The sequence below is a fragment of the Dongia sp. genome, from assembly GCF_041910485.1.
Lineage (GTDB): Bacteria > Pseudomonadota > Alphaproteobacteria > Dongiales > Dongiaceae > Dongia.
Map to the genome: position 1 here is coordinate 1 of NZ_JAYRQR010000035.1, position 23,020 is coordinate 23,020.

Sequence of the window (23,020 nt, forward strand, 5' to 3'; positions counted from 1 at the left end):
CAACGTTAACCAATTGATCCGTCACAAAACACGTTTCGTCTTACTGCATAGTGAAACCCCAACCACAGACCCAGCAGATCGCTCTGCCAAACCCTAGATCGAAGCTTCGAGAAACACGGAACAGTCTTGCAACTTCATCGCTGCAATCAGGCCCATAGACCCGCCGTCCGCGTATCCCTTCTTCTATTCCACAATGTCAAATAGCTTGGCCCCGCAGTCACACACGGAAACCCACCAGCCAGACTCGGCCGGTGAAGCCGTGCAATATAGCGATGCCGGAGTGGCGTTACAAGTCATCTGAGGCTGTCGCCTCACTTGCTCCGCCAGGATCTCGCCGGGGCTTTTCAGCCGCCGGTTCGAACCGGTAACCGACGAACCAGTCGGCCCCGTTCGGTGGGCGGCTTATAGGCGAGTCGGATCGGGACTTGCAAGCACAAAAATTTCGCGACCCTCAAAAAACTTCAAAACGCCCGCAAAACCGCCGTTTCTGCACTCAGAGCAGCCCCAAAGACCGCAGCTCCTCCCGCAAGGCCTCCGGCAGGTCCTCCTCCGCCACCGCCTGGCTGAGGGCCGAACGCTGATCCGCCAAATCCGGCGGCGCATCGTCAGCCTCTAGATAGCGCCATCCCTGAAAGGCCCGGCGAGGCCGGCTTTCCGTCACGATAACCGTCGGATCGTAGACAATGGCGCAATAGGGCTTGCCGCTCTCATCCTCGACCTCGTCCAGCCGCAAGATTCGGTGCCGCGCGCAGATTCGCCCCCGGATCACCCAATAAAGCGATCCCCCATCCAGAACCTCCTCGGCCCGCCGCGGGTAGGACCTTGTCCAATGCTGATCTTCAAGCGGCTTCTTGCTCGCACGGCGCTTCCGCTGGAGTTCCTCCCGGTAGCGCACCAGCTCGGCGATGCTATCCACCCCGACACAAAGTTTGACCAAATGAACCGTCATTGAGAATCGCGAATCCGAAGCGAACAGAGACCAAAGCCGGCGCCAGGCAAGGCGCAGACCAAACAACATCATTCCGTTGCCGCTCTCGTCAATGCCGCCACCGGCAGCACCCCGACGGCACACGGTATGGTTGAGGACGTTTGACCATAGGTGCGCCACGCCATCCCGAAACACTCGAATTTGAAGGCATTTCCTGGCCGATACTGCCTGCCTGAGATTGACAAAGGCCAGCTTCTCCCTAATAGTCCCGGCCACAAATGCGGCGGTCGCCACGGGAGCCGAGGGCGGCCGTTTTGCTTGTATGATCGGCCCCCTTATTTTCGAGACAAAATGGGTTTTCCCGAACTGGGGCTCAGCCCCGAGCTTCTCCGCGCCGTTTCCGAAGCCGGCTATAGCGAGCCGACGCCGATCCAGGCTCAGGCCATTCCGACCGTGCTGATGGGGCGTGACGTCCTTGGCTGCGCCCAGACGGGTACGGGCAAGACAGCGTCGTTTACGCTGCCGATGATCGACATTCTGGCAAACGGCCGCGCCAAGGCGCGCATGCCGCGATCGCTTATCGTCGAACCGACGCGTGAGCTCGCGGCGCAGGTCGCCCAGAATTTCGAGAAGTACGGCAAGTATCATAATCTGAAGCACGCGCTGATTATCGGCGGCGAAGGCTTTGCCGAACAGGAAGCCAAGCTGATGAGTGGCGTCGACGTGCTCATCGCGACGCCGGGCCGCCTCCTCGATCTCTTCGAGCGCGGCAAGATCCTGTTGATCGACGTGAAGATCCTGGTGATCGACGAAGCTGACCGCATGCTCGACATGGGCTTCATTCCCGATGTCGAGCGCATCGTCAGCCTGCTGCCAAAGATCCGCCAGACGCTGTTCTTCTCGGCCACCATGGCGCCGGAAGTGAAGCGCCTCGCCGATGCGTTCCTGATGAATCCGAAGGAAGTGACCGTATCCGCACCGGCCAGCACGGCAACAACGGTGACGCAAGGATTGATCGTCGTCGACGAGATGGACAAGCGCGAAGCGCTGCGCCGTCTCATTCGTGCGGAAGATGTCGGCAATGCGCTGATCTTCTGCAACCGCAAAGTCGATGTCGACATTCTCTACAAATCGCTGACCAAGCATGGCTTCAAAGCCGTGCGCCTGCATGGCGACATGCCGCAATCGGCGCGTAGCGATACGCTGGAAATGTTCAAGCGCGGCGAAGCTTCGCTCATGGTGTGCAGCGATGTGGCTGCGCGCGGTATCGATATCGCGGGCTTGAGCCACGTCTTCAATTTCGACACGCCGATCCACGCCGAAGATTACGTGCACCGCATCGGCCGCACGGGTCGCGCCGGCCGCGAAGGTCGCGCTTTCACCTTTGCGACGCCCTATGACGGCAAGCATGTCGCGGCGATCGTGAAGCTGATCGGCAAGGAGATTCCGGCCATCACCATTGAGGGTATCGATTCCCTGCCCTTTGAAGAAGGTGACGGTCGTCGTGGCCGCAGCCGCGGCGCCACCCGCGGTCGTGGACGCGACAAGGAGCGCCCGCGCGCGCGCCGCGCTGAACATGCAGACAGCCAAGTGTTGGTACCCGCCGCGGAAGCGCCCTCGCCCACTCCCATTGAATCATCATCCGTGCAGGTCGGCGATGGTCGGTCCCGCCGGCGTCGCCGCAGTGGCCGCAAGGACGAGCCGCAGAAGCCGGCCTCGGCTGAGAGCATCATTGATGCGGCGATTCCGCATCCCAGCGAGCAATTGCATCGCCATGATCTGCTGGAAGCCAGCACGGCACTGCCGGTTGCTCTTGAGGTCACACAGCCGGACGCGCCGAAGCAAATCCTTCCAGTTCAGCCGCATGAAAATAGGCATCAGCGCCGCGCGCACGCCAAGCCGCACCATGAAGAGGAAGCGATGATCGCCGGTCACGGGTTTGGCGATCACCTGCCCGCCTTCTTGCGTCGGCCCGTGCGACTGCCCTCGGGCGAGCGCCGCAACGGCAAGTAGCGTTTAGCGCAGGCGCGTCGGGCTAAGTTCGCCGGCCGCCTCGAGAATGGGTTGCGCCACGATCGCCAAGTGCGAATTGATTCGCTTGAGATCACGCAGGATGTCGAGGTGCAAGGAGCTCGTCTGGATGCTCTCCACACGACCAGAGCTCAGCCGCGAGAGATGATTCTCGGCAGCGACCTTTTCCATTTCGCGGAAGCGCTGCTTTTCCTCAAACAACTGACGCGCCAGTTTGATGTCGCTGGACATGAAGACATTCATCGCCAGTTCCAGATTGTGTGTCAGCCGTTCGTGCAGTTCATCCAGCTCGCGGTTCCCTTCCGGTGAGAATTTCAACTGGTACTTCACCTTTTTGGCGGCAAGCTCCATGAGGTTCTTGTCGACGATGTCCCCGATATGCTCGAGATTGGTAATGAAGGTGATGAGATCGACCACCCGCTTCTGATCATTGGGATCCATCAGCTCGCGACTGACACCAGCCAAATACAGCTTGATTGCTTCGTTCAAGCGATCGATCTGTGTATCGAGATCGCTCACTTGCTTAATGAGTCGACGATCATCTGATCGGAAAGCAGCCAGTGACTGGCGCAGCATCTGGCCGACAAGATCGCCCATGCGCAGTGCCTCGCGCCCGGCATTGGCGAGCGCAATGGTCGGCTGATCGACGGGACCTTGCGAGAGATATCGCGGCTTGCCGGGATCGTCAGTTGCCACCTGGTCCGGCAGCAAGCGCGCCGTTAGCCTAGCCACTGGCCCCGTCAGCCAGATGAAGACAGCGGCCAGCGCAAAGTTGAAGGCGACATGGAAATTGAGTGCCTGACGAGCGGGCGCTGCCTCAATGTCCGCGAGATAGGGCTGCACAACGCCTATTAACGGAACCAGGATGGCTACGCCAATCACCCGGAAGATGAGATTTCCGACCGGCACGCGACGCGCTTCAGGCGGCTCGCTCGCCGTCGCAAGAATTGGCATCACGGCACTGCCGAGATTGGCGCCAAGAATGAGCGCGAAGCCGAGATCGATCGGCACCATGGACTTCGCCATAAAACTGACGATGAGGAGCACGACGGCGAGGCTGGAAGTGGAGAGTATTGTCAACCCTGCCCCGACCAGAACACCGAAAACCGGAGCGTCGCTCATGAGACGCAGAATCTGGGGCAGCAGCGGCGCATCCCGGACTGGCTCAGCTGCCTCCGTGATCAAGTGCAGGCCCAGCAAGGCGATGCCCAGCCCGACGATCGCCCGCCCCAGGTCCTTGACCTTCGAATCTTCAAACTTGTTGAACATGACCCAGCCGATGAGAATCAGCAGCGGCGAGATCCAACCCACTTTGAACGAATAAGCCTGCGCCACCAGGCTTGTGCCCAGATCGGCTCCCAACATGACGGCCAGGGCTCCGCCGGTCGTGACCAAGCCGCGAGAAGCAAAGGAGGAAGAAAGCAATGCGGTGGCAGAGGACGATTGCAGCAGGCAGGTGATGCCGAGCCCGGACAGGAAGGCCGTGAACCGATTATTTGTCGCCTTGCTGAGGCTCTGGCGTAGCTGGGCGCCATAAGCGCGCAGAACGCCCGTACGGACCATGCGCAAACCCCACAACAGCAGGGCAGCCGCACCAAACAGGTTCAGAAGGAAAACCATGCCAATCGCCTCGACTCGGACCATACGCCAATTCGCTGTCACGAAACTGTAACATATGCTCCCCCGGCTAGGCGATGGCGCCTGAGACCGACCGGAAAGTCAGCGCCTGCGCCAAGCCTGCGTGCGGCGCTCCAGCCCGCGGCTGATAAGGCTCTGCGCCCCCTTCATCACGGCGGAGGTGGCGACAATTGTGATGCCCATGGCACAGGCCGTCGCCGTGTTGCCGGCATCGTCCGTGTTGATGGCATTGATCGACATGAGCTTGGTGTCCGCCGAGTACAGAAAGATGACGGCAGATACTGTCGTCATCGCATTGACGAAATAGTAGACGGCAATATCGAGAATGGCCGGGAGGCAGATTGGAACGGTCACACGCCAGAAGGTGCGATAGAGGGGCACCTTCAGCGATGCCGCCACTGATTCGAACTCATTGTCGACCTGCTTCAACGCGGTCACTGCCGTCAAATGGCTGACCGTATAGAAATGGCAAATCGTATTGACCGCCAGGATCGCCAGTGTCCCGTAGATAAAGTTCAGCGGGTTTTCGGGAGAGTTGAAGAAGAAGATGTAGGCCAGGCCGAGGACAATGCCCGGCACCGCAAGTGGAATCATCGCCAGAAAGTGAATGACCATTCGGAGACGTCCGGCCCCCCGTGTCTTCTCGACCAAATAGGCACCGCAAAAGACGATGATCGTGCCGACGACCGCAACAATGGTCGCCAACTTCAAGCTGTTCAGATAGGGGCCCCACCCGTCGGTCCCGATGCGGCCAAAATCATACCATTTCAGCGTGAGACTGAGATTGTACGGCCACAGCTTTACCAACGAGCCGAACAATGCCATGCCGAGTACCAGCAGTAGAAATCCGGCCATTAAGACCGTCGCCACCAAAAAGAGGCGATCGATCCACAGCCGCTCCTTCGGTTGCAGGGGAACCGCCCGCGCTGACAGCAGAGCAACCTGACGACGCTGGACGATGCGATCAGCTAGAAAAGACAACACGGCCGGGGCCAGCAAGATCAGGCCAACGACGGCCCCCATCTGAAAATTGAACTGGCCGATTACCTGCCGATAGACGTCTGTTGCCAGCACATTGTAGGAGCCGCCAATGACCTTCGGCACGCCGAAATCGGTAAAGATCAACGTGAAGACCACAAGGGCGGCACTTACTAGGCCGTAACGGCAGCCGGGCAGCGTGACGGTCAAAAAGATCCTCCACGGCTTGGCACGCAAGGATTCCGCGGCTTCATACAGCCTTGCGTCCGCGACCGACAAAGCGGTCACGAGAATGATCAAGGCATGAGGAAAGGCAAAAAAGACTTCTCCGATGATGATGCCGATCGGACCATAGATCTCGTGACCTAACAGCAGCGACTTGAAGATGCCTTGATTGCCGAACAGATAGACCAGTGCAAGACCAGGCAAAAGCGACGGCGCCAGTAATGGCACCAGACCGATGACACGGAAAAAACTGCGACCAGGCATTCTGGTGCGGGTCAGCGCGTAGGCAAAAAGGAACGCCAAGACCAAGGTTATGAAAGTACCGAGAATGGCAACATAAGCCGTGTTGCCAAGCGACTGCAGCATGGCGGGATCGTCAAAATAGCGCGCGAAATTGGCTACCCCGACGAAGGCGCCATCCTTGTCCTGAACACTTTTGGAAAGGAGTACATAAAGCGGCAAGACAAGGGTTACGCAAAGATACGCGGCAAGCGCCGTCAGGCTCAGCCGCACCAACCAATCCTCGTGCGTTGCTTTGGCGCGAACCTGGCTGGCGACCAACGTGTCAGTTGCGACCATATCAGTCATGAGCCTGTACCGAGCGATTGTTCGCAAAAATGCGCAGCCTGTCGGGTGGCAGGGCCACCATCAGTTCTTGCCCGGGCACCAATCCCAGATCGCGCATCGCGTTGATCGAGAAATCGGCACGCAAAGTGCGGCCGCAAGAAAGATTGAGTTCTGCTCGACAGAACGATCCTAGAAATTCCAGATGGTTGATCCGTGTTCGCACAATATTGTTTTGCTCGTTGCCAAGATTTCGGACCTGAACATCCTCTGGCCGAATGCAAAGCGTCATTTCGCCTCTCGCTTCAACACCCGTCAGACCGTCGATCGCAAGTTCAATATCCCCCAATCGCACGCCAGCAGCCGAGACCCCATCCGTCATAAGGAAGTTCATCTGCCCGACAAAATCGGCGACGAAGGCCGCCTCAGGGTGTCGATAGACATCCGTCGGTGTGCCTATTTGCTCAATGCGACCTTCGTTCATGACCACGATCCGGTCGGCAATCGCCAGCGCCTCTTCCTGGTCGTGTGTCACCATGATGGTGGTAACGCCCAGGCGGCGCTGCAGTTGCTTCAGTTCACTGCGCAGATGCTGGCGCACGCGCGCATCCAGTGCGGACAGCGGCTCGTCGAGCAACAGCAGACCCGGCGACATCGCCAGCGCGCGAGCAAGGGCGACACGTTGCTGTTGTCCGCCGGACAGTTGCGCTGGATATTTTGCCTCCTGACCAGAGAGCCCTACCAATTGCAGCAACTCGCTTACCCGCAGCTTGATCTCGGCGCGCGACCGGCTACCAACCAGACCGTACCCGACATTGTCAGCCACACTGAGATTGGGGAACAAAGCATAAGATTGGAAAACGATGCCAAAATCGCGTTGCGATGGTGGCAGAGATGAAATGTCCTTCCCGTCCTGCACCACTCGACCACTGGTCTGGATATCGAGACCAGCGATCGCGCGCAGCAAGGTGGTCTTGCCGCAACCGGATGGCCCCAGGAAGCAGATGAACTCGCCGGAATAGATGTCGAGCGACACATCGCGCAGGGCCTGGAATTCGCCGAACGTCTTGTTGACGTGCTCGATGCGCAGATATGGCTTTTGCCCGGTCATGCCCGACTCCTGACCTTTGTGGATAAAATGCGAGACGATCCCGCCGCTTCCGCGACGGGATCGCCAGCACGCTCAGTTGACGTCAGTCGCGCTTACTTCGGTGCGTCCTTGGAACCGAAGCTGCGCTGCCATTCGTCCAGAATGGCCTGACGACGATCCGCCATTTCATAGAAATTGTTCGGCGAGATCATCAGCTTTTCTTCGTCGGCCGGATAGTTCGCCGGCAGGGTCGGCGTCACATCCTTGCGCGCGAGAACCTGATAGCTCTCGTTGTAAAGCTTGTTCGCATCCGCACTGGCGGCGAAGTCGGCAAGCTTCTGAGCCGCAGCGAGGTTTTTCGTGCCTTTCATGATGGCCGTCGCTTCCATGTCCCAGCCGATGCCGTCCTTGGGCAGGATCACTTCAACCGGCGCGCCGTCATTGATGAGCTTTACACCCGGATAGGCAAACGAGATGCCGATCGGATACTCGCCAGCCCCCACGGCCTTGCAAGGCTTCGAGCCGGAATGAAGGTAGGTCTTGATGTTCTCATGAAGCTTGGTCATGTAGTCCCAGCCGCCTTTGTCGCCAAAGAGCTGCAGCCAAGCCGAGACCGTGAGAAAGCCGGTGCCCGACGAACCCGGGTTCGGCATGACGATCTGGTCCTTATAGACCGGATTGAGGAGGTCCTTCCACGAGGCCGGCTTCGGCAGGCCGAGCTTTTCCGCTTCAACCTTGTTGTAGCAGATGGCCGACGCCCAGGCGTCCATGCCGACCCAGGTCGGCCAGCCGCTGCGCTTGTCCTTGAAATCGTCCTTAATCTGATCGAAACCCTTCGGGCTGTAGCGCTCGAGCATGCCTTCCTTGTCGAGCACCATCAGGCCGGTCGCGGCGAGCCCCCAGACCACATCGGCCTGGCGGTTTTCTTTCTCGGCCAAAAGGCGCGCGGTGATGACGCCGGTGGAGTCACGCTGCCATTCGATCGTGATGCCCGGATTGGCCTTCTCGAACGCGTCCTTATAGACGGGCAGTTGCTCTTCCTCGAGCGCGGTATAGACCTTCAGCACGACGTCATCGGCCAAAGTCGGTGCCGGGGCGCCGAACAGAGCGGCGGCCGTACCCACGACAGCTGCGCCCAAAAGCGCCAGTTGCCGGCGCGAGATCCAATTTTTCATTCCCCAATCTCCTGGTGTGCGACCGCCGAACGCGGCGCAGGGAAATTGGCGGGGATCTGCGCAAATATGATGATGGATTTGTTACAAGTATAGGTCATAGGGTGCTTTCCCTATGACCTATATAGATAATTTCAATGAACGCGGAAGCCGGCCGTTAGATGGCGTCCTCTGCTTTCGCGACGAATTGCTCCAGCAATTGAACGGCATAACCGGTTCCACCCGCCGGACACGTGGCCCGGTCTTTCGCGGCGAACTCCCGCCCAGCAATGTCGAGATGGGCCCAGGGCCGATCCTCGACAAACTGCTTCAGCAATGCCGCGGCATGCGGCGCGTCGCCGGATTCCGCATCGTCGGCATGATGCTTGATATCGGCGATGCGGGATTCGAGGTGCTCGTCATAGCCCTTGTCGAGCGGCATGCGCCACAGGCGCTCACCGACCGCAACACCCGCTGCCGTCAACTGGTTCGCAAGATCGTCATTGTTGGCAAAGATACCGGCAAAGACCGTCCCCAGCGCCTGCTGGATGGAATAGGTAAGCGTCGCCAGATCGACGATCGACTTCGGCTTGAAGCGCGACGCCGTATAATAGAGGGCGTCGATCAGCACCAGGCGCCCTTCGGCATCGGTGTCGATCATTTCGATGGTCCGGCCGGCAAGGGTCTTCACGATGTCGCCGGGCTTGAACGACGTGCCGGACGGCATGTTCTCGACCAGACCAACGACGCCGACGACATTCACCTTGGCCTTACGTTCCGCTAGCGCCCGGATGAGCCCCACCACGGCGGCACCGCCCGCCATATCGCCCTTCATGTCATACATCGCGCCTGAGCGCTTGATGCACAAGCCGCCGGAATCGAAGCAAACACCCTTGCCCACGAAAGCAAGCGGACCCTCATTCTTCTTCGCCGGCGCGCCCATATATTGCAGCACCAAAAGGCGCGGCGGATTGGCCGAGCCGCGGCCGACCGACAGCAGGGCATTGAGCCCCAGCTTGGCCATCACCTTCTCATCCAGCGCCTCGACCTTCACACCCAGTTTGGCAAGGGCTTTCGCGCGGCTGACGAAGCTTTCGGGATAGAGTTCATTGGGCGGCTCGTTGGTCAGATCGCGCGCCAGATTGACGCCGTTGGCAATCGCCTGCAGGCGGCCCGACACTTTCTGCGCGGCGGCCGGCTTCGTCACCACCAGCGACAGACGGGCGAGTGCCGGCGCCTTGTCCGGCTTCGGCTTGGTCAAGAACCGATCAAAGCGATAGTTGCGGAGACTGGCCCCCAGGGCAATTTCGCCCGCCACCTCCTCCTCGTCGATCTTGCCGCCCTTCACGCCGTCGACAAGCACTGTGGCACCGGCTTCGAACTCGGCCAGCAGGTGCCCGGCCAGGGCGCCGCCGGATTCACGCAGGCTCAAACTGTCGATCTCCTTCGGCAACCCCAGCCCCAAAAGGATGACTCGCCGCGCCTTCGTCCCACCCGGGACGAGGATATCGGCGATCTCCCCCTTCTTCCCCTTGAAGCGGGGCAAGGAAAGGCTTCGCTGCAGCGCACCAGACAAGCTGCGGTCCAGGGCTTCCCCCCGCGCCCCCAGCTTGCCATCCTGCGGAACCAGTACGACCAGCACAGCCGCATCGGAAGCTGGCTTGGCGACGAATTCGATCTTCATGAGTAATCCTCGGAAATCTGGAAAATTGCCGGGGCGAGCATAGCCAAACTCGCCCCATTACGACAATCCACCAGAAAGCTTCCCGAGGGCCTGGGAATTTAGCCGAGGGCGCCAACCGTATGGATGATGCCCGAACTCAGACGCCGCACCATCGTATAGAGGCTCGCGATCGGACCGAAGATGGCCTGATGCTCGCGCTCATAGGTCTGGTGCCAATCGCCGACATAGGTCGCCGCTTCGCCGAAATCGCCCTCGAATTTGACCTGCTCGACCTTCGGAAAGATCAGGTTGAGCTTGCGCATCGCGTCGTCGATCTCAAGGTGAAAGATCTTCGAGACGAGTTGCTGGCGCGTGATGTTGTGCTGGTCCGAGAAATCCGGAATATGCGCGGTCAAGGTGAAGATACGCATGATGAGCGCAATTCTCAGACCGTGCATCAACCGCAGATTCATGCGCGCTTCGTCGCTGATCTTCGCTTGCGGCAAGCCTACGAGCGCCAGCCCCTCGCGCAGGTCCAGCATGTCCCGCTGGAACACCCGATAGATCTTGGCAAGCTTCTCATAGACACGGTCACCTTCCAGGTGCTCGGCGACATGGCGCAACTCGACTGCTGCCACCGGATCCTTGGCCTGATAGGCCCGCGACAGCCACTGACCGGGATCGAACAGATCGACATAGCATTTCAGCGCTTCAAGATCGGTGAACGATAGCGCCCAATCGACCATACCCATCAGGCGCCGGCAGCGTGGCGAGGATTGGTAGAGCCGCTGGAACCGTTCCGGATCGCGGGCAATCGCCTGCCCTACCCCGCCCACGGTGTTCGCCAGCATGCCGAGCTGCTGAAGAATGCCGTTGTGCGGAATGGCGCGCATCTCCTTGGGATGCGTGAGATTGACGCGCTGTGCCAATCCCTCATGCTCGCGCTTCACCGGGCGGGAACCGCTGGTGAAAAGCAGATTGCCGCCGAACGTGTCGAGCAAGGCCGCGTAGGCCGAATCGTTCATCACCTCCTCATTGAAGCGGCGGATGGTGATGAAGAACTCCTTCACATAATCCTCGTCCTGGCGATAGGCCGGATCGGATTCGACGTCGTCGGTCGGAATAGGCAGCATGTATTCCAGAATGCGCGTGACCGAAGCGAGAGCGACATCCGGCGTGATGAAATAGAGATAGCCGTCGCCGCCCTGAAAGCTCGCTTCTTCTTTGACCCGAATACCGGCCTGCGCGAAATTCTGCCGGCTCACCGGAGAGGCGATATATTCGAGACGCGCGCGAAAATCCTCCGGATGGCCGCCACGACCGATGGATTCACCGTGGGTATCGAAAATCACCAACTCGATATCGTCAAAGCCCCTCTGGCGCAGCAACTCGGCAAGCTTGAGGCGCAACCATTCGACCGAGATGGCGGCCACCGTCTGACCAAGATGCCGGCCGGCATCCGAAAAGCCGGTCTGAATGCAAAGTCTTCCGCGCTGCCGGATATAGGCTGCATAGGTTGGATTCTGCAGGCATTCGTCGATGACGCGGATGCCCCGCTCGAAAGCCTTCGTCGTCTCGAACAAGGGCGAGATATCGACTTTGCCGTCCACACCGAACAACTTCGCGAAGTAAAGCGCGGATAGAAGTGTCAGCGGCGTTTCCGTCTCGGCGATGAGGAAGCGAACCGGCACTGTCGCATCGATATACTTCAGCATCTTCGCGACGATCATGAAAAGCCGCTTGGCCGAGGTACGCTCGGCCAGGATCGAGGCAAAATTGATCTGGACCGGTTTCACGCTTTGCAGCAGCTTGCCGATCTTCGCGATATACGAACGCTTGTGCGCGGGGTCGTCGGGTGCCGCTTCCATGTCGATCAGTTTGCGGACCGCATTGTGGATCTGCACCGCATTGAGCCGGACATGAGTATGAGCCAATCCCAGGCCATGATTGGCAAGTTCGGCCCTGAGGACAATCAGCTTGCGCCGCTGTGCGGGCGTTTTCGATAGACCGAGCGCCCGGTCGATCAACTCAAGCAGCTGAACGGAATCGACCAAGCGCAGGTCCCTGCCGTCATGCATCCGCTTGGCGATACGGCGGACCTCCTCTGCCCAGGCAAGCGGCGCCTCCCCTTCCTTTTTGCCCCCCTGGAACACCGCGATCTCGTCCTCGGCTTCCTTGATGGCAAGGGCAAGGCGGCTCTCCAGCAGTTCAAGCAGATGAACGAGATCGACGTTGGCACGCTTCTGGTCGATGCCGGCGCGCAATTCCGCCACTTCCTCGACATAGCGCTGCAACTGCAGGACCTGGATCTTGAGGCGCGTGAAAAGCGTATCGCTCCATTTGATATCTGAGCGGCCATCCAGGTCGTAGCCGACCCAGCTCGCGACCGTCACCAGGCGCGGCGACAATTGCTCCCATTCCTGCGGATAGAATTCGGCAGCGACATCAAGGGCGATCTCATAAGTGCGGCGCAGGGCGCCGTGGATGTTGCCGATCGCCGCCACCGACATCTCATATTCATAGGCGAGGTCCAGCTTCTCCGGCGGGCGATGCTCGACAGCCTTGATGTCGGACTCAATCTTGCGGCGTCGCACCGCGCCCAACTTCTCGCCGCTTGCTGTCCGGCCGACCCCGAGTTCCGCCAGCAGGCGAACCATTTCGTGGGACTGACTGAAGGTCGGATGGCCGGTGATGACAATGCCGAACAATTCCCGCTCGACGGCGGCCCGAAAGGCCTGGAACGAAATTCGCGCTCCTTTCCCCTTGCCGCCACTGGGTCGGCGGGAGCCCGCTGCTAATGCCTGGAAAGCGTCGCGTAGCCGCTGTTCGTTGCGCTTGGGATCGCTTTCGCCCAGATAGGCGTTCAGTCGTGCCGCGCGGTGCTCAAATGCACCGGCCGTCAGTTCCTGGATGAGTGTTTCGATCGCACCAAGGCTCAACTTGCCCTTGTCGAGACGTTTCCCCACCTCGAGCGCCAACAGCTTGACCGAATTGCCGAAGGGGTTGCGCTCTCGCAGGCCGGCAAGATCGCCGAAAACCGCCCTCAGCTCCCGTTCCGTCTTGGCCGCGTCGAACCCGCGTTCCACCGCAAACAAACGCTCAAGCGGCTTCAACCCTGGCTCCAGGTCGCCACGGGCCGGTTTCTGAGCCGACGGTTTAGTGCGCAACGCCGCTACTTCCCCACCACGCGACTTTGCCCGCTGACCCGTGCTCATCAACCCCTCCGATTAGGCCAAAATAGCTGCGCCGAACGAGGTAGCTTAACCCCACCCGACGCAGCGCAAAAGAAATTTTGTGCGGCGCAAAAATGGCGGTTATGCCGCACTAAGCGCCTCCAATGCCGTCCGCCCCAGCTCCGCCGGGGTCGGCGTGATATGTATGCCGGCCGAGCGCAACACGTCGATCTTCTCAGCGGCACTTTCACCACCGCCAGAGACGATGGCCCCGGCATGACCCATACGCCGACCGGCCGGGGCTGCCTTGCCGGCGATGAACCCGACCACCGGCTTCTTGCGCTTTTCCCGTCGCAGGAACTCGGCCGCGTCGATTTCCGGCGTGCCGCCGATTTCGCCGATCATGATGATCGCCTCGGTCGCATCGTCGGCCAGGAACAGTTCCAGGATATCCACGAAACTGGACCCGTTGACGGGGTCGCCCCCAATGCCCACGACCGTGGTCTGCCCCAACCCAACCGCTGTCGTCTGGGTGGCCGCTTCATAGGAGAGGGTGCCGGAGCGGGAAACGATCCCCACCTTGCCCGGCTTGTGCACATAGCCCGGCATGATGCCGATCTTGCACTGCTCCGGCGTGATGACGCCCGGACAGTTCGGTCCGATGACGCGCGATCTGGTGCCTTTCAACTCCTTGCGCACCCGCGCCATGTCATGGACTGGAATGCCATCGGTGATAGCGACGATCGTCTCAATACCGGCGTCGATCGCTTCCATGATCGAATCCATCGCATAGATCGGCGGCACGTAGATGGCGGTCGCGTTGGCGCCTGTCTTTTCGCGCGCTTCATGCACCGTGTTGAAGACCGGCAGGCCGAGATGCGAGCTGCCGCCCTTGCCCGGCGTCACGCCGCCCACCATGTTGGTCCCGTAAGCGATCGCTTGCTCGGAATGGAAGGTGCCCTGGGTCCCGGTAAATCCCTGGCAAATGACCTTGGTGTTCTTGTCGATGAGGATAGCCATGTCTCAAGCCCTCTTGATCAGCGCGACATTGCCGCGGGTTGCGTCGACAATCTTCTGGGCGGCGTCCGACAAAGTCGTGGCCGTGATGATGGGCAGGCCCGATTGTTCGAGAATTTGTCGGCCAAGCTCGACATTCGTTCCCTCCAGTCGCACCACCAACGGTCGATCGAGTCCCACTTCCTTGGCGGCACCGACGATGCCTTCGGCGATGGAATTGCAGCGCATCATGCCGCCAAAGACGTTGACCAGGATTCCGCGCACGCCTGGATCGTTGAAAATAAGCTTGAAGGCGCGCGCCACGCGTTCCTTCGTCGCCGCACCGGCAATATCCATGAAGTTCGCCGGCTGCCCGCCGAAATGCTGGATGATATCCATCGTCGCCATGGCGAGGCCCGCACCGTTCACCATGCAGCCGATGTCGCCATCGAGCTTGACATAATTGAGATCGTGCCGCGCCGCCTCAAGCTCCAGCGGATCGACCTCGTTATCATCGCGCAGGTCCTGGATATCGTTGCGGCGGAACAGGGCGTTGTCGTCGAAGATCATCTTGCAATCGAGCGCCACAAGGCGGCCGACGCCGGTGACCACCAGCGGATTGATTTCGACCATGACGGCATCGAGGCTCCGGAAGGCCTTGTTCACGGCCATCACCAAGCGCACAAACTTGTGGACTTCGCGCTCTTTGAGGCCGAGCTGGAACGCCACTTGGCGTGCCTGGAAGGCTCGCATCGGCGTCGCCGGTTGCATGTCCAGGCGAATGATCTTTTCCGGATGCTTCTCGGCCACTTCCTCGATATCCATGCCGCCTTCGGTCGAGGCAATGAGGCTGACGCCACCCGTCTTGCGATTGATCAGCTGAGCTACATAGAGTTCGCGCGATATATCGCTGGCCTGCTCGATATAGACCTTGCGCACCAGCCGACCTTCCGGGCCGGTCTGATGTGTCACCAGCTTCATCCCAAGCATCTGGTCAGCGGTTGCGACCACTTCCTTGATCGACCGGCACACTTTGACGCCGCCCGCCTTGCCACGGCCGCCGGCATGGATCTGCGCCTTGACGACCCAGGTCGGCCCGTCCAACTCCTCGGCAATCGATTCTGCTTCAATAAGATTGTGCGCGACATCGCCGCGCGGAACCGGAATGCCGAACCGCCTCAGCAGCTGTTTGGCTTGGTATTCATGGATGTTCATGGCCGACTCTCCCCTATCGCCTTGCGCTGGCGCCAGGCCGAGTTCGACCGTGGCGCGAAATCGCGCGATCATTTGTTTGCGGATGTCTTGCTTGCGTTCAGCAGGCCGATTGACCAAGCGATCGGATTTTTCTCCGACCCCCGCATCCGGCATGCGAGCACTCTGGTCGCATGGGGGGATGACGACTACTTGAACGTGCTCTATCGCACTTGTCCGGTCATTCGTCCGGGCGCTTCGAGGCAACCCGAGATCATCTTATCTGCAGCGACCTTTCTCACTGTCCCAGATTCGACTACCATGATTGGGAAAACGTCACGAGTCGCCGACCGGTCGCAAGATGCCTCATTTCCCCTTGAATCGAATTCATCGGCAGCTCGCTTTGACATCGCTGACATGCGTGCTGCTGCTGTTGACCGCTTGTGCAGAAAACCAACCGCCGATCATGGCACCAGCCACAGCGAGCCTCGCGCCGGTGGCCCTGCCGGCCCCTTCCATGAGTTATGACGACCTGCAATGCGTCCCTTACGCGCGCCTCGCTTCGGGCATCAATCTGCGCGGTGACGCCTACACCTGGTGGGACAATGCCGCTGGCGTCTATCAGCGCGGCAGTCAGCCGGTGCCCGGCTCAGTCCTGGTTCTAGCCCAGACCAATCGCCTGCGCAGCGGACATGTCGCTGTCGTGCGGCAGGTTGTCAGTTCGCGCGAGATTCTTGTCGATCATGCCAATTGGGTGCCGGGTACGGTGATCAACAATCAAAGCGTTTACGACGTCTCACCAGCGAATGATTGGACCATGCCGCGCTTCTACAACCTGGAGGCCGGCGTCTATGGCAGCGTCTATCCGGCTTACGGCTTCATCTACAATGCAGCCATCAACGTGACGCCACCGATCGCGGCAACGTCAATCCCCCAGGACGGGACTACGCCGTAGCAACCCGCGCTGCCTGAGATCGACGATCGTGTCGCGCAGCGATTGCTCCAGCGGGCGGCACTGCCAATGCAATTCCTTCTGCGCCTTGCTGCAATCGAATGCCATCGAGGAGCGCGCCAGGCGAACGCCCGTCAGCGGCGCCAGCGGTGGCTTCTTCGTGATATTCGCAAGGCTCTCGCTGACCAAAGCGGAGACATAAGCCAGCCAGTATGGGACACGCCGCTTCGGCATCGGCAACTGCGTCAATCGCTCCAGCATTTCCAGCAGGCGGCCAAGACTCAAATTTTCATGCCCTAAAATGTAACGCTCGCCCACCCGTCCATGCTCGGCCGCCAACAGGTGCCCAAGTGCCGCGTCGCGACCGTCAACAAGATTGAAGTCGCAGTTGAGATAAGCTGGCGTCGTGCCATTAAGGAAGCCAAGGATCATCTTGGTCGGCGGCGTCAGTAGAAAGTCGCCGGGTCCGATCGGCATGGTTGGATTGACGATGACGAGCGGCAACCCATGATCGGCTGCAGCCTTGGCGGCCTCCTCGGCCCTGAATTTCGACCGGCAGTATGGCCCCGGCACGTCTTCGACACCGTGTCGGACATTTTCATCGATCAGCGCATTCTGCGAACTGCGCGGCGCATTGATGTTCTTCAGGATGGATTCCGTTGAGGTGTAGACGAAGCGGGCGACGTTGGCGTTCGCTGCTGCCTCCAGCACTCGGCAGGTGCCTTCGTAGTTCACTTCGTGAAAGGTGTTGGGGTCAGCCGCCCACAAATTGGGATTGGCCGCCAGATGAAACACCCGCGTCACCCCGTTCATGGCCCGCGCCAGCACGGCGCGATCGCGGATTGATCCTTGGCGCAGTTCCACATTGGCGGGGAGCGGTGTCGCCGGCGCCGATGGCCAGTCGCGCAAGTCCAGAATCCGCACCCTTTCGCCGCGGGCACTCAACAGGGACACGAGATGCCGCCCCATGAAGCCGCATCCACCTGTTACCAGGGAAAGCCCGTGCTCGCCAGACTCAACCATTACCATGTACGCTCCGCAATCATGTCTTCGACCTGCATTTTGTCGGCGCTCGCCATTCTCCTCGGCCTCTTCCTGCCGATTTCTGCCGCGCGAGCAGAGATACAGCAAGCTGCCGCAGCAGGCTATATCCGCGCCCTTTTCGACGCCAATATGATGCCAGGGAGCGATACTTCCCGGATTTGCTCGGACGTTGCCGGATTCGGCCGGTTTGCAGCAGGTCATGCATGGCAAAGTCTTGGGCAGGAGGAGCGGCTTCGATTTGCCGGCAAATTCTGTGCACTCGCCAGTGAGGCGGTCGACCGGCTGCGCCGGCGGTGGCCGGGCTTGCACCTGGTGATCGAGGAGGCAAACGAGGGGCCACAGGGCCTCCAGATCGTTTCCAGCCTCGTCCGGCAATCCGACGGCGCCACCTGGCCTGTGGATTGGACCGTCGCCCTGGATGAGGGTCCGGCGCCGCGCTTGGCCGATCTCAAAATCCTCGGTGTTTCACTCGGTATCTTCTTGCGCACTATCGCCCAGTTACGGGCGGGCGCGCCTGCGACGGCGGATCAGCTGATCGGCACTTGGCGCCGGGCGCTTGACCGAGCACTTCCCCCAACGCTCCCCGACGGAGACCTACTGAAATAGCAGGCCCAGGATTGATGACTCCAAGCCGACACTCTGGTATTTAGCGGCGGCACGGGGGAGCCTCTCTGGAAACGGTAACATACTGATCATGTTTAACTATTTCGTCAGGAAGCTGATCCTTTCAGGCTTCTTCCTGTTTTTGACGGTGCTGTCCCTTCCCGGAACGGCCTCCGCCCACGCCATCATCGTTGCCGCCGTCCCTTCTGCCGGCTCGACCGTCTCCGGTCCCGAGGTCGACCTGACCTTTACCTTCAACGTCCGGATCGACCAGGAACGCTCAACCCTGCATCTGACCGCACCAGATGGAAGCATCGCACCCTTGCAGATCCTTCCGTCGGACAACCCCGCAATCCTGTCGGCCCATCTATCGGGACTTAAGGCCGGCAATTACTCAGTCCGCTGGCAAGTCCTTGCCACCGACGGACACATCACCCGCGGCGACGTCGGCTTCACGGTGGCGCCTTGAGCCTCTTAACCAACGGGCTTGGGGCCTAGCCGACTGCCATGACGTTCCTGCTTGATATCTTCGGCTTCCTGACCGTCTTGTTGTCGGGCTTCGTCCGATCCGCGCAGTGCGTTTATGTGGGGTCGGTGGCATTCCTCTTCCTCGCCGCCCTGCCGATCGCCCGCAACGGGAGTGAGGCGAATGCCCGCCTCATCGCGATGACCGGCCGTATCGCCCTCATCTCCCTCGGCGCCATGCTGGCTTTCCTGTCCGTCAATCTTTGGGCGCATACGGCGATCCTCGCCGGCACGACGGACGGCAGCTATATCAACGCGCTCGGCGGCACCTATGCCTCGGCACAGCTGCTGCGCCTTGGCGTCGGTACCGTCGCCTTCCTCCTGCTGCTCAGCCGCCGCGCCACCAACCCGCTCCTCTTGGCCTTGGCGCTCACCGATATTGGCGCCGGTATCGCCACCAGCCACGCGGCGGCCCGCCTCGACAATCAGCTCATCCTGATTGTGACCACGGCCCTGCACCATCTGGGTGCTGCGGTCTGGATCGGCGGCCTGCCGGCCTTCCTCTATGCGCTGGCGACATTGCCCAAAGGCCCAGATCTTGCACGCATCGGCCTGCGCTTTTCGACACTCTCCCTGATTTCGGTGCTGGCGATTGCGGCGTCGGGCATCGTTATGCTGATCTATTATGTCGGCTCGGTAGAGGCGATGTATGGGACCGCCTACGGCATGATGCTTGGGACCAAGTCAGTCCTCTTCTTCACGCTGCTCGGCCTGGGCTTCTTCAATTCGCGCGCCGTTCGCGATTTGGCCGCCGGCAATGGCCGCCACCTGCTGCGCCTCCGGCGCTTCGTCGAGGTCGAAATCGGCATCGGCATTACTGTGCTTTTCGTCGCTGCCTCCATCACCTCCCTTCCGCCGGCGGTGGATCTGACCGAAGGCCGCGCAACGCTGGCCGAAATCGCCGAGCGGCTGACACCGCAATGGCCGGCGCTCAAGAGTCCGGATAAGAGCAGCCTCGCTTTTTATGAGGAACAGCGCGCGGCCGCCGCTACCGACGCCGCCGACGCGTCGAGTGCGCACATGCAGGTCTACGTGCCGGGCTCGGGCGTCCCCCTGCCCCGCAACGCGGAAGATATCGCCTGGTCGGAATACAACCACCATTGGGCGGGTGTCTTCGTCCTGCTGATCGGGATCCTCGCGCTCCTCGAACGGACCGGACGGGCTCCCTGGGCGCGGCACTGGCCGCTCCTCTTCATAGGTCTCGCAGGCTTCCTGTTCATGCGGTCCGAGGCTGAAGGTTGGCCGATTGGCAGCCTGAGCCTTGCCGAAAGTTTGCGCGATCCGGAATTCGTGCAGCACAAGCTCTTCATGGTGCTGATCACCGGCTTTGCCGGTTTCGAGTGGAGCGTGCGCAACGGGGTCCTCAGGCGTGCCTGGGCGAGCTACGTCTTTCCCTTGCTCAGCGCCATCGGTGGCATGATGCTGCTGACGCATTCCCACTCGATCGCCAACGTCAAGGAGCTGCTGCTGATCGAGATGACCCATTTGCCGATCGCCGTGCTGGGTATATGGGCTGCCTGGTCGCGCTGGCTGGAACTACGCCTGGAAGGTCCTGGCCGCGCCGTCTGTGGTTGGTTGTGGCCCAGCTTCTTCTGCCTCGTCGGCCTGTGCCTAGTTCTTTATCGCGAGATTTGATCTGATGATGGAAAGAGTGGTTGGTTCGATCGTTGCGTGGAGCGAGCGCCGGGCCTGGTTACTAGTTCTGTTGTGCCTCCTGCTGACGGCTGGTGCCGGTGCCTTCACCGCGCGCCACCTTGGCATGGATACGGACACCGCCAACATGATTTCGCCGGATCTTTCTTGGCGGAAGGATCTGGCGCATTTCAATTCTCTATTTCCGCAGAACACCGGTCTTCTGGTGGTGATGATCGACGGCAAGACACCGGACGCGGCCGAAGATGCTGCCGCCGCCTTGTTTGCCAAAATCCAGTCACGCCCTGATCTGTTTGCCACGGCGCGCCGCGCCGATGGCGGGCCTTTCTTCGAGAAATATGGCCTCCTGTTCCTGCCGACCGACCAGGTGCAGAAGATTTCCGACGCCGTCATCCAGGCGCAGCCCTTCATCGGGTCCCTCACCCAGGACCCCAGCCTCCGTGGGCTGTTCGACGTTCTGTCGCTGGCGATGGAAGGCGTCATTCAGAAGGCTGCCAGCATCGAGAAGCTTGAGAAGCCGCTGGCCGCGATCTCGGCCACGCTGAGCGATGCGCTCTCGGGCAACAGGCAGGCGATGTCGTGGCAGACCTTGCTGCTCAACCGACCCGTCGAACCACGCGATCTGCGCCGCCTCATCCTGACCCAGCCGAACCGCGATTTCGCCGCCTTGAAGCCCGGTGCCGCCGCGACCGACTTCGTCCGCTCGGCGATCAAGGATCTGGGCCTCACGCCCGACACCGGCGTTACCGTGCGCCTGACCGGACCGGTGGCACTCAACGACGACGAGTTCGCGACCGTGGCCGAAGGCATGGGCTGGGCGCTCGCCATTTCCACCGTCCTCGTCCTCCTCTGGCTGTTCATGGCCCTGCGCTCGGCCAAGCTGATTCTTGCCACCTTCATCACATTGATCGTCGGGCTCATCCTGACCTTTGCCTTCGCGACCATCGCAGTCGGCAAGCTCAACCTGATTTCGGTCGCTTTCGCCGTCATGTTCATCGGCCTCTCGATCGATTTCGGTATCCAGTTCGGCGTCCGCTACGGGCAGGAAAAGCGCGAAGGCGGCCTGACCGGCGCGCTCATCCGCACCGGACAGTCTATGGCGCGGCCGCTGACATTGGCGGCGATCGCCATTGCCGTCGGCTTCGCGGCCTTCATTCCGACCGATTATCGAGGCGTCTCCGAACTCGGCATCATCGCGACGGCCGGCATGGCCATCACGTTGATCCTCAACCTCACCTTGCTGCCGGCACTTCTTGCCTTGATGAAGCCCGGCATCCTCGGTGGCGAAATGGGGTTTGCCTGGGGTCGCGCGGCCGATGCTTGGCTGATCCGGCACCGCAAAATGCTGCTGGCCGGCTGGGGCATCATGGCCGTCATCGGCCTGGCCTTGTCGCCGCAGCTCCAATTCGATTTCCATCCGCTTCACCTCAAGGACCCGAAGGTCGAATCGATGGCGGCGATCCTCGATCTGATGAAGGATCCGATACGCTCCCCCTACGCAATTGAGATCGTCGTCCCCGATGTTGCGGCCGCGGACGCCCTCAAGGAAAAGCTCTCCAAGTTGCGCGAGGTCTACGCGGTCATTTCCGCCTCCAGCTTCGTGCCGAAGGACCAGGAAGACAAACTCGCCATCCTTCAGGACCTTCAATTGCTGATGGGCGTCACGCTGGAGCCCGTCTCGGTGCGCCCCGCGCCGACCGTCGACGAGATCCGGGCATCTCTCAAGAATTGCGCCGCCAAGCTGCGCGAGGCATTGCCTTCTTCCGACAAGGCGCAGCAATTGGCGCGCCTGCTCGACCAAGCGGCTGCGGCCGATCCGGCAATTTATCCCGAATTGCAGCGCATGCTGGTCGATGGTCTGATGCCGCGTATCAAAATGCTGGCCTCTGCCCTCACCGCCGAAGAAGTGACGCTCGATACGCTGCCGGACGAAATCAAATCGCAATGGGTCGCGGCCGATGGCGAAATGCGACTGACCGTGATGCCCAAGGGCGACAGCAACGACAGCGCTGTTCTGACCAATTTCGTCAATGCAGTGCGCAGTGTCGCGCCGGAAGCCACCGGCCCCGCCGTGCAGATTTACGAGTCCGGCCGCGCCGTCACCAAAGCCTTCCAGATGGCAAGCCTGACGGCGGTCATCGCCATCGCGGTTCTGCTGTTTGCCATCCTGCGCCGACCGCGGGACGTCGCTTACGTTCTTCTGCCCCTCATCATGACGGCTTTGGGAACGATCATCGTCTGCGTCGCCTTCGGCCTGAAGCTGGACTTCGCGAACATCATTGCCTTGCCGCTTCTGCTCGGCATCGGCGTCGCCTTCGACATCTACTTCGTGGTCAACTGGCGCCGCGGCATCGAACATCCGCTTTCGACCAGCACGGCCCGCGCCGTGCTGTTCAGCGCTTTGACGACCGGCTCGTCCTTTGGCAGTTTGGCGCTATCGAGCCATCCCGGCACGGCGCGCATGGGCATGCTGCTCTTGATCTCGTTGACCATGCTGTTGGTCGTGATCTTCGCTTTCATGCCGGTTCTCATGGGGCAGCCACCCAAAGCCGCCCAGAAATGAAAACGGGCGCTCCCAGCCGGGAGCGCCCGCGATTTCCGACCGCTGTTGATCC

At 60.6% G+C, this 23,020-nt stretch carries 17 protein-coding genes; 7 read left to right on the forward strand and 10 right to left on the reverse strand.

The annotated features are described in order from the left end of the window. Positions 1–493: 493 nt before the first annotated feature. Entirely contained in the window at positions 494–1,222 is a 729-nt protein-coding gene (locus ACE3PP_RS10815; RefSeq protein ID WP_374381808.1) for a DUF1489 family protein, read from the reverse strand. Between the two features lie 57 nt (positions 1,223–1,279). Between ACE3PP_RS10815 and ACE3PP_RS10820 the strand changes: the two genes are divergently transcribed. Beyond that, positions 1,280–2,941, forward strand: a complete 1,662-nt coding sequence (locus ACE3PP_RS10820; RefSeq protein WP_374381811.1) for a DEAD/DEAH box helicase — start codon at positions 1,280–1,282, stop codon at positions 2,939–2,941. 3 nt (positions 2,942–2,944) lie between these two features. Here the strand turns inward: ACE3PP_RS10820 and ACE3PP_RS10825 are convergent, their stop codons facing one another. The 8 genes from ACE3PP_RS10825 to sucC form a co-directional block, all read right to left on the reverse strand. Then, positions 2,945–4,579 (reverse strand): Na/Pi cotransporter family protein, encoded by a 1,635-nt coding sequence (locus ACE3PP_RS10825; protein ID WP_374381814.1) that lies wholly within the window; start codon positions 4,577–4,579, stop codon positions 2,945–2,947. A gap of 99 nt (positions 4,580–4,678) precedes the next feature. Next, positions 4,679–6,388 carry a putative 2-aminoethylphosphonate ABC transporter permease subunit gene (locus tag ACE3PP_RS10830; protein WP_374381817.1) on the reverse strand — a complete coding sequence of 570 codons (1,710 nt, stop codon included), beginning with the start codon at positions 6,386–6,388 and terminating at the stop codon, positions 4,679–4,681. Further along, the gene (locus ACE3PP_RS10835) at positions 6,381–7,475 is read right to left on the reverse strand and encodes a putative 2-aminoethylphosphonate ABC transporter ATP-binding protein (protein ID WP_374381820.1); all 1,095 of its coding nucleotides are present in this window, start codon (positions 7,473–7,475) and stop codon (positions 6,381–6,383) included. Before ACE3PP_RS10835 ends, ACE3PP_RS10830 begins: the two co-directional genes overlap by 8 nt. 92 nt (positions 7,476–7,567) lie before the next feature. After that, positions 7,568–8,629 (reverse strand): putative 2-aminoethylphosphonate ABC transporter substrate-binding protein, encoded by a 1,062-nt coding sequence (locus ACE3PP_RS10840; protein WP_374381823.1) that lies wholly within the window; start codon positions 8,627–8,629, stop codon positions 7,568–7,570. 154 nt (positions 8,630–8,783) lie between these two features. After that, positions 8,784–10,289 (reverse strand): leucyl aminopeptidase, encoded by a 1,506-nt coding sequence (locus tag ACE3PP_RS10845; protein WP_374381826.1) that lies wholly within the window; start codon positions 10,287–10,289, stop codon positions 8,784–8,786. Between the two features lie 98 nt (positions 10,290–10,387). Beyond that, complete coding sequence (locus tag ACE3PP_RS10850) at positions 10,388–13,483, reverse strand: phosphoenolpyruvate carboxylase (RefSeq protein ID WP_374381829.1); 3,096 nt, start codon at positions 13,481–13,483, stop codon at positions 10,388–10,390. 99 nt (positions 13,484–13,582) lie between these two features. Continuing rightward, positions 13,583–14,461, reverse strand: a complete 879-nt coding sequence (sucD, locus tag ACE3PP_RS10855; RefSeq protein ID WP_374381832.1) for a succinate--CoA ligase subunit alpha — start codon at positions 14,459–14,461, stop codon at positions 13,583–13,585. A 3-nt stretch (positions 14,462–14,464) separates the two neighbouring features. Then, complete coding sequence (sucC, locus tag ACE3PP_RS10860) at positions 14,465–15,652, reverse strand: ADP-forming succinate--CoA ligase subunit beta (RefSeq protein ID WP_374381835.1); 1,188 nt, start codon at positions 15,650–15,652, stop codon at positions 14,465–14,467. On the opposite strand from sucC, the gene ACE3PP_RS10865 reads away from it, so the two are divergent. Further along, positions 15,641–16,156, forward strand: a complete 516-nt coding sequence (locus ACE3PP_RS10865) for a hypothetical protein (protein WP_374381838.1) — start codon at positions 15,641–15,643, stop codon at positions 16,154–16,156. The two genes, sucC and ACE3PP_RS10865, sit on opposite strands and share 12 nt — an antisense overlap. Next, positions 16,146–16,583, forward strand: a complete 438-nt coding sequence (locus ACE3PP_RS10870) for a CHAP domain-containing protein (RefSeq protein WP_374381841.1) — start codon at positions 16,146–16,148, stop codon at positions 16,581–16,583. The genes ACE3PP_RS10865 and ACE3PP_RS10870 overlap by 11 nt, the downstream gene beginning before the upstream one ends. Here ACE3PP_RS10870 and ACE3PP_RS10875 read toward each other — a convergent pair. Beyond that, a complete protein-coding gene (locus ACE3PP_RS10875; protein WP_374381844.1) occupies positions 16,554–17,549 on the reverse strand; it encodes an NAD-dependent epimerase/dehydratase family protein in 996 nt (331 codons plus the stop codon). The genes ACE3PP_RS10870 and ACE3PP_RS10875 overlap by 30 nt on opposite strands. Between ACE3PP_RS10875 and ACE3PP_RS10880 the strand changes: the two genes are divergently transcribed. From ACE3PP_RS10880 to ACE3PP_RS10895, 4 genes are all read left to right on the forward strand, one after another. Then, positions 17,538–18,230 carry an ABC transporter substrate-binding protein gene (locus tag ACE3PP_RS10880; RefSeq protein ID WP_374381847.1) on the forward strand — a complete coding sequence of 231 codons (693 nt, stop codon included), beginning with the start codon at positions 17,538–17,540 and terminating at the stop codon, positions 18,228–18,230. The two genes, ACE3PP_RS10875 and ACE3PP_RS10880, sit on opposite strands and share 12 nt — an antisense overlap. Before the next feature lie 88 nt (positions 18,231–18,318). Continuing rightward, a complete protein-coding gene (locus ACE3PP_RS10885) occupies positions 18,319–18,696 on the forward strand; it encodes a copper resistance protein CopC (protein WP_374381849.1) in 378 nt (125 codons plus the stop codon). A 38-nt stretch (positions 18,697–18,734) separates the two neighbouring features. Continuing rightward, a complete protein-coding gene (locus ACE3PP_RS10890) occupies positions 18,735–20,387 on the forward strand; it encodes a copper resistance D family protein (protein ID WP_374381852.1) in 1,653 nt (550 codons plus the stop codon). Between the two features lie 16 nt (positions 20,388–20,403). Next, positions 20,404–22,968, forward strand: coding sequence for an MMPL family transporter (locus ACE3PP_RS10895; RefSeq protein WP_374381854.1), 2,565 nt, complete (start codon positions 20,404–20,406; stop codon positions 22,966–22,968). The last annotated feature ends 52 nt before the right edge of the window (positions 22,969–23,020 follow it).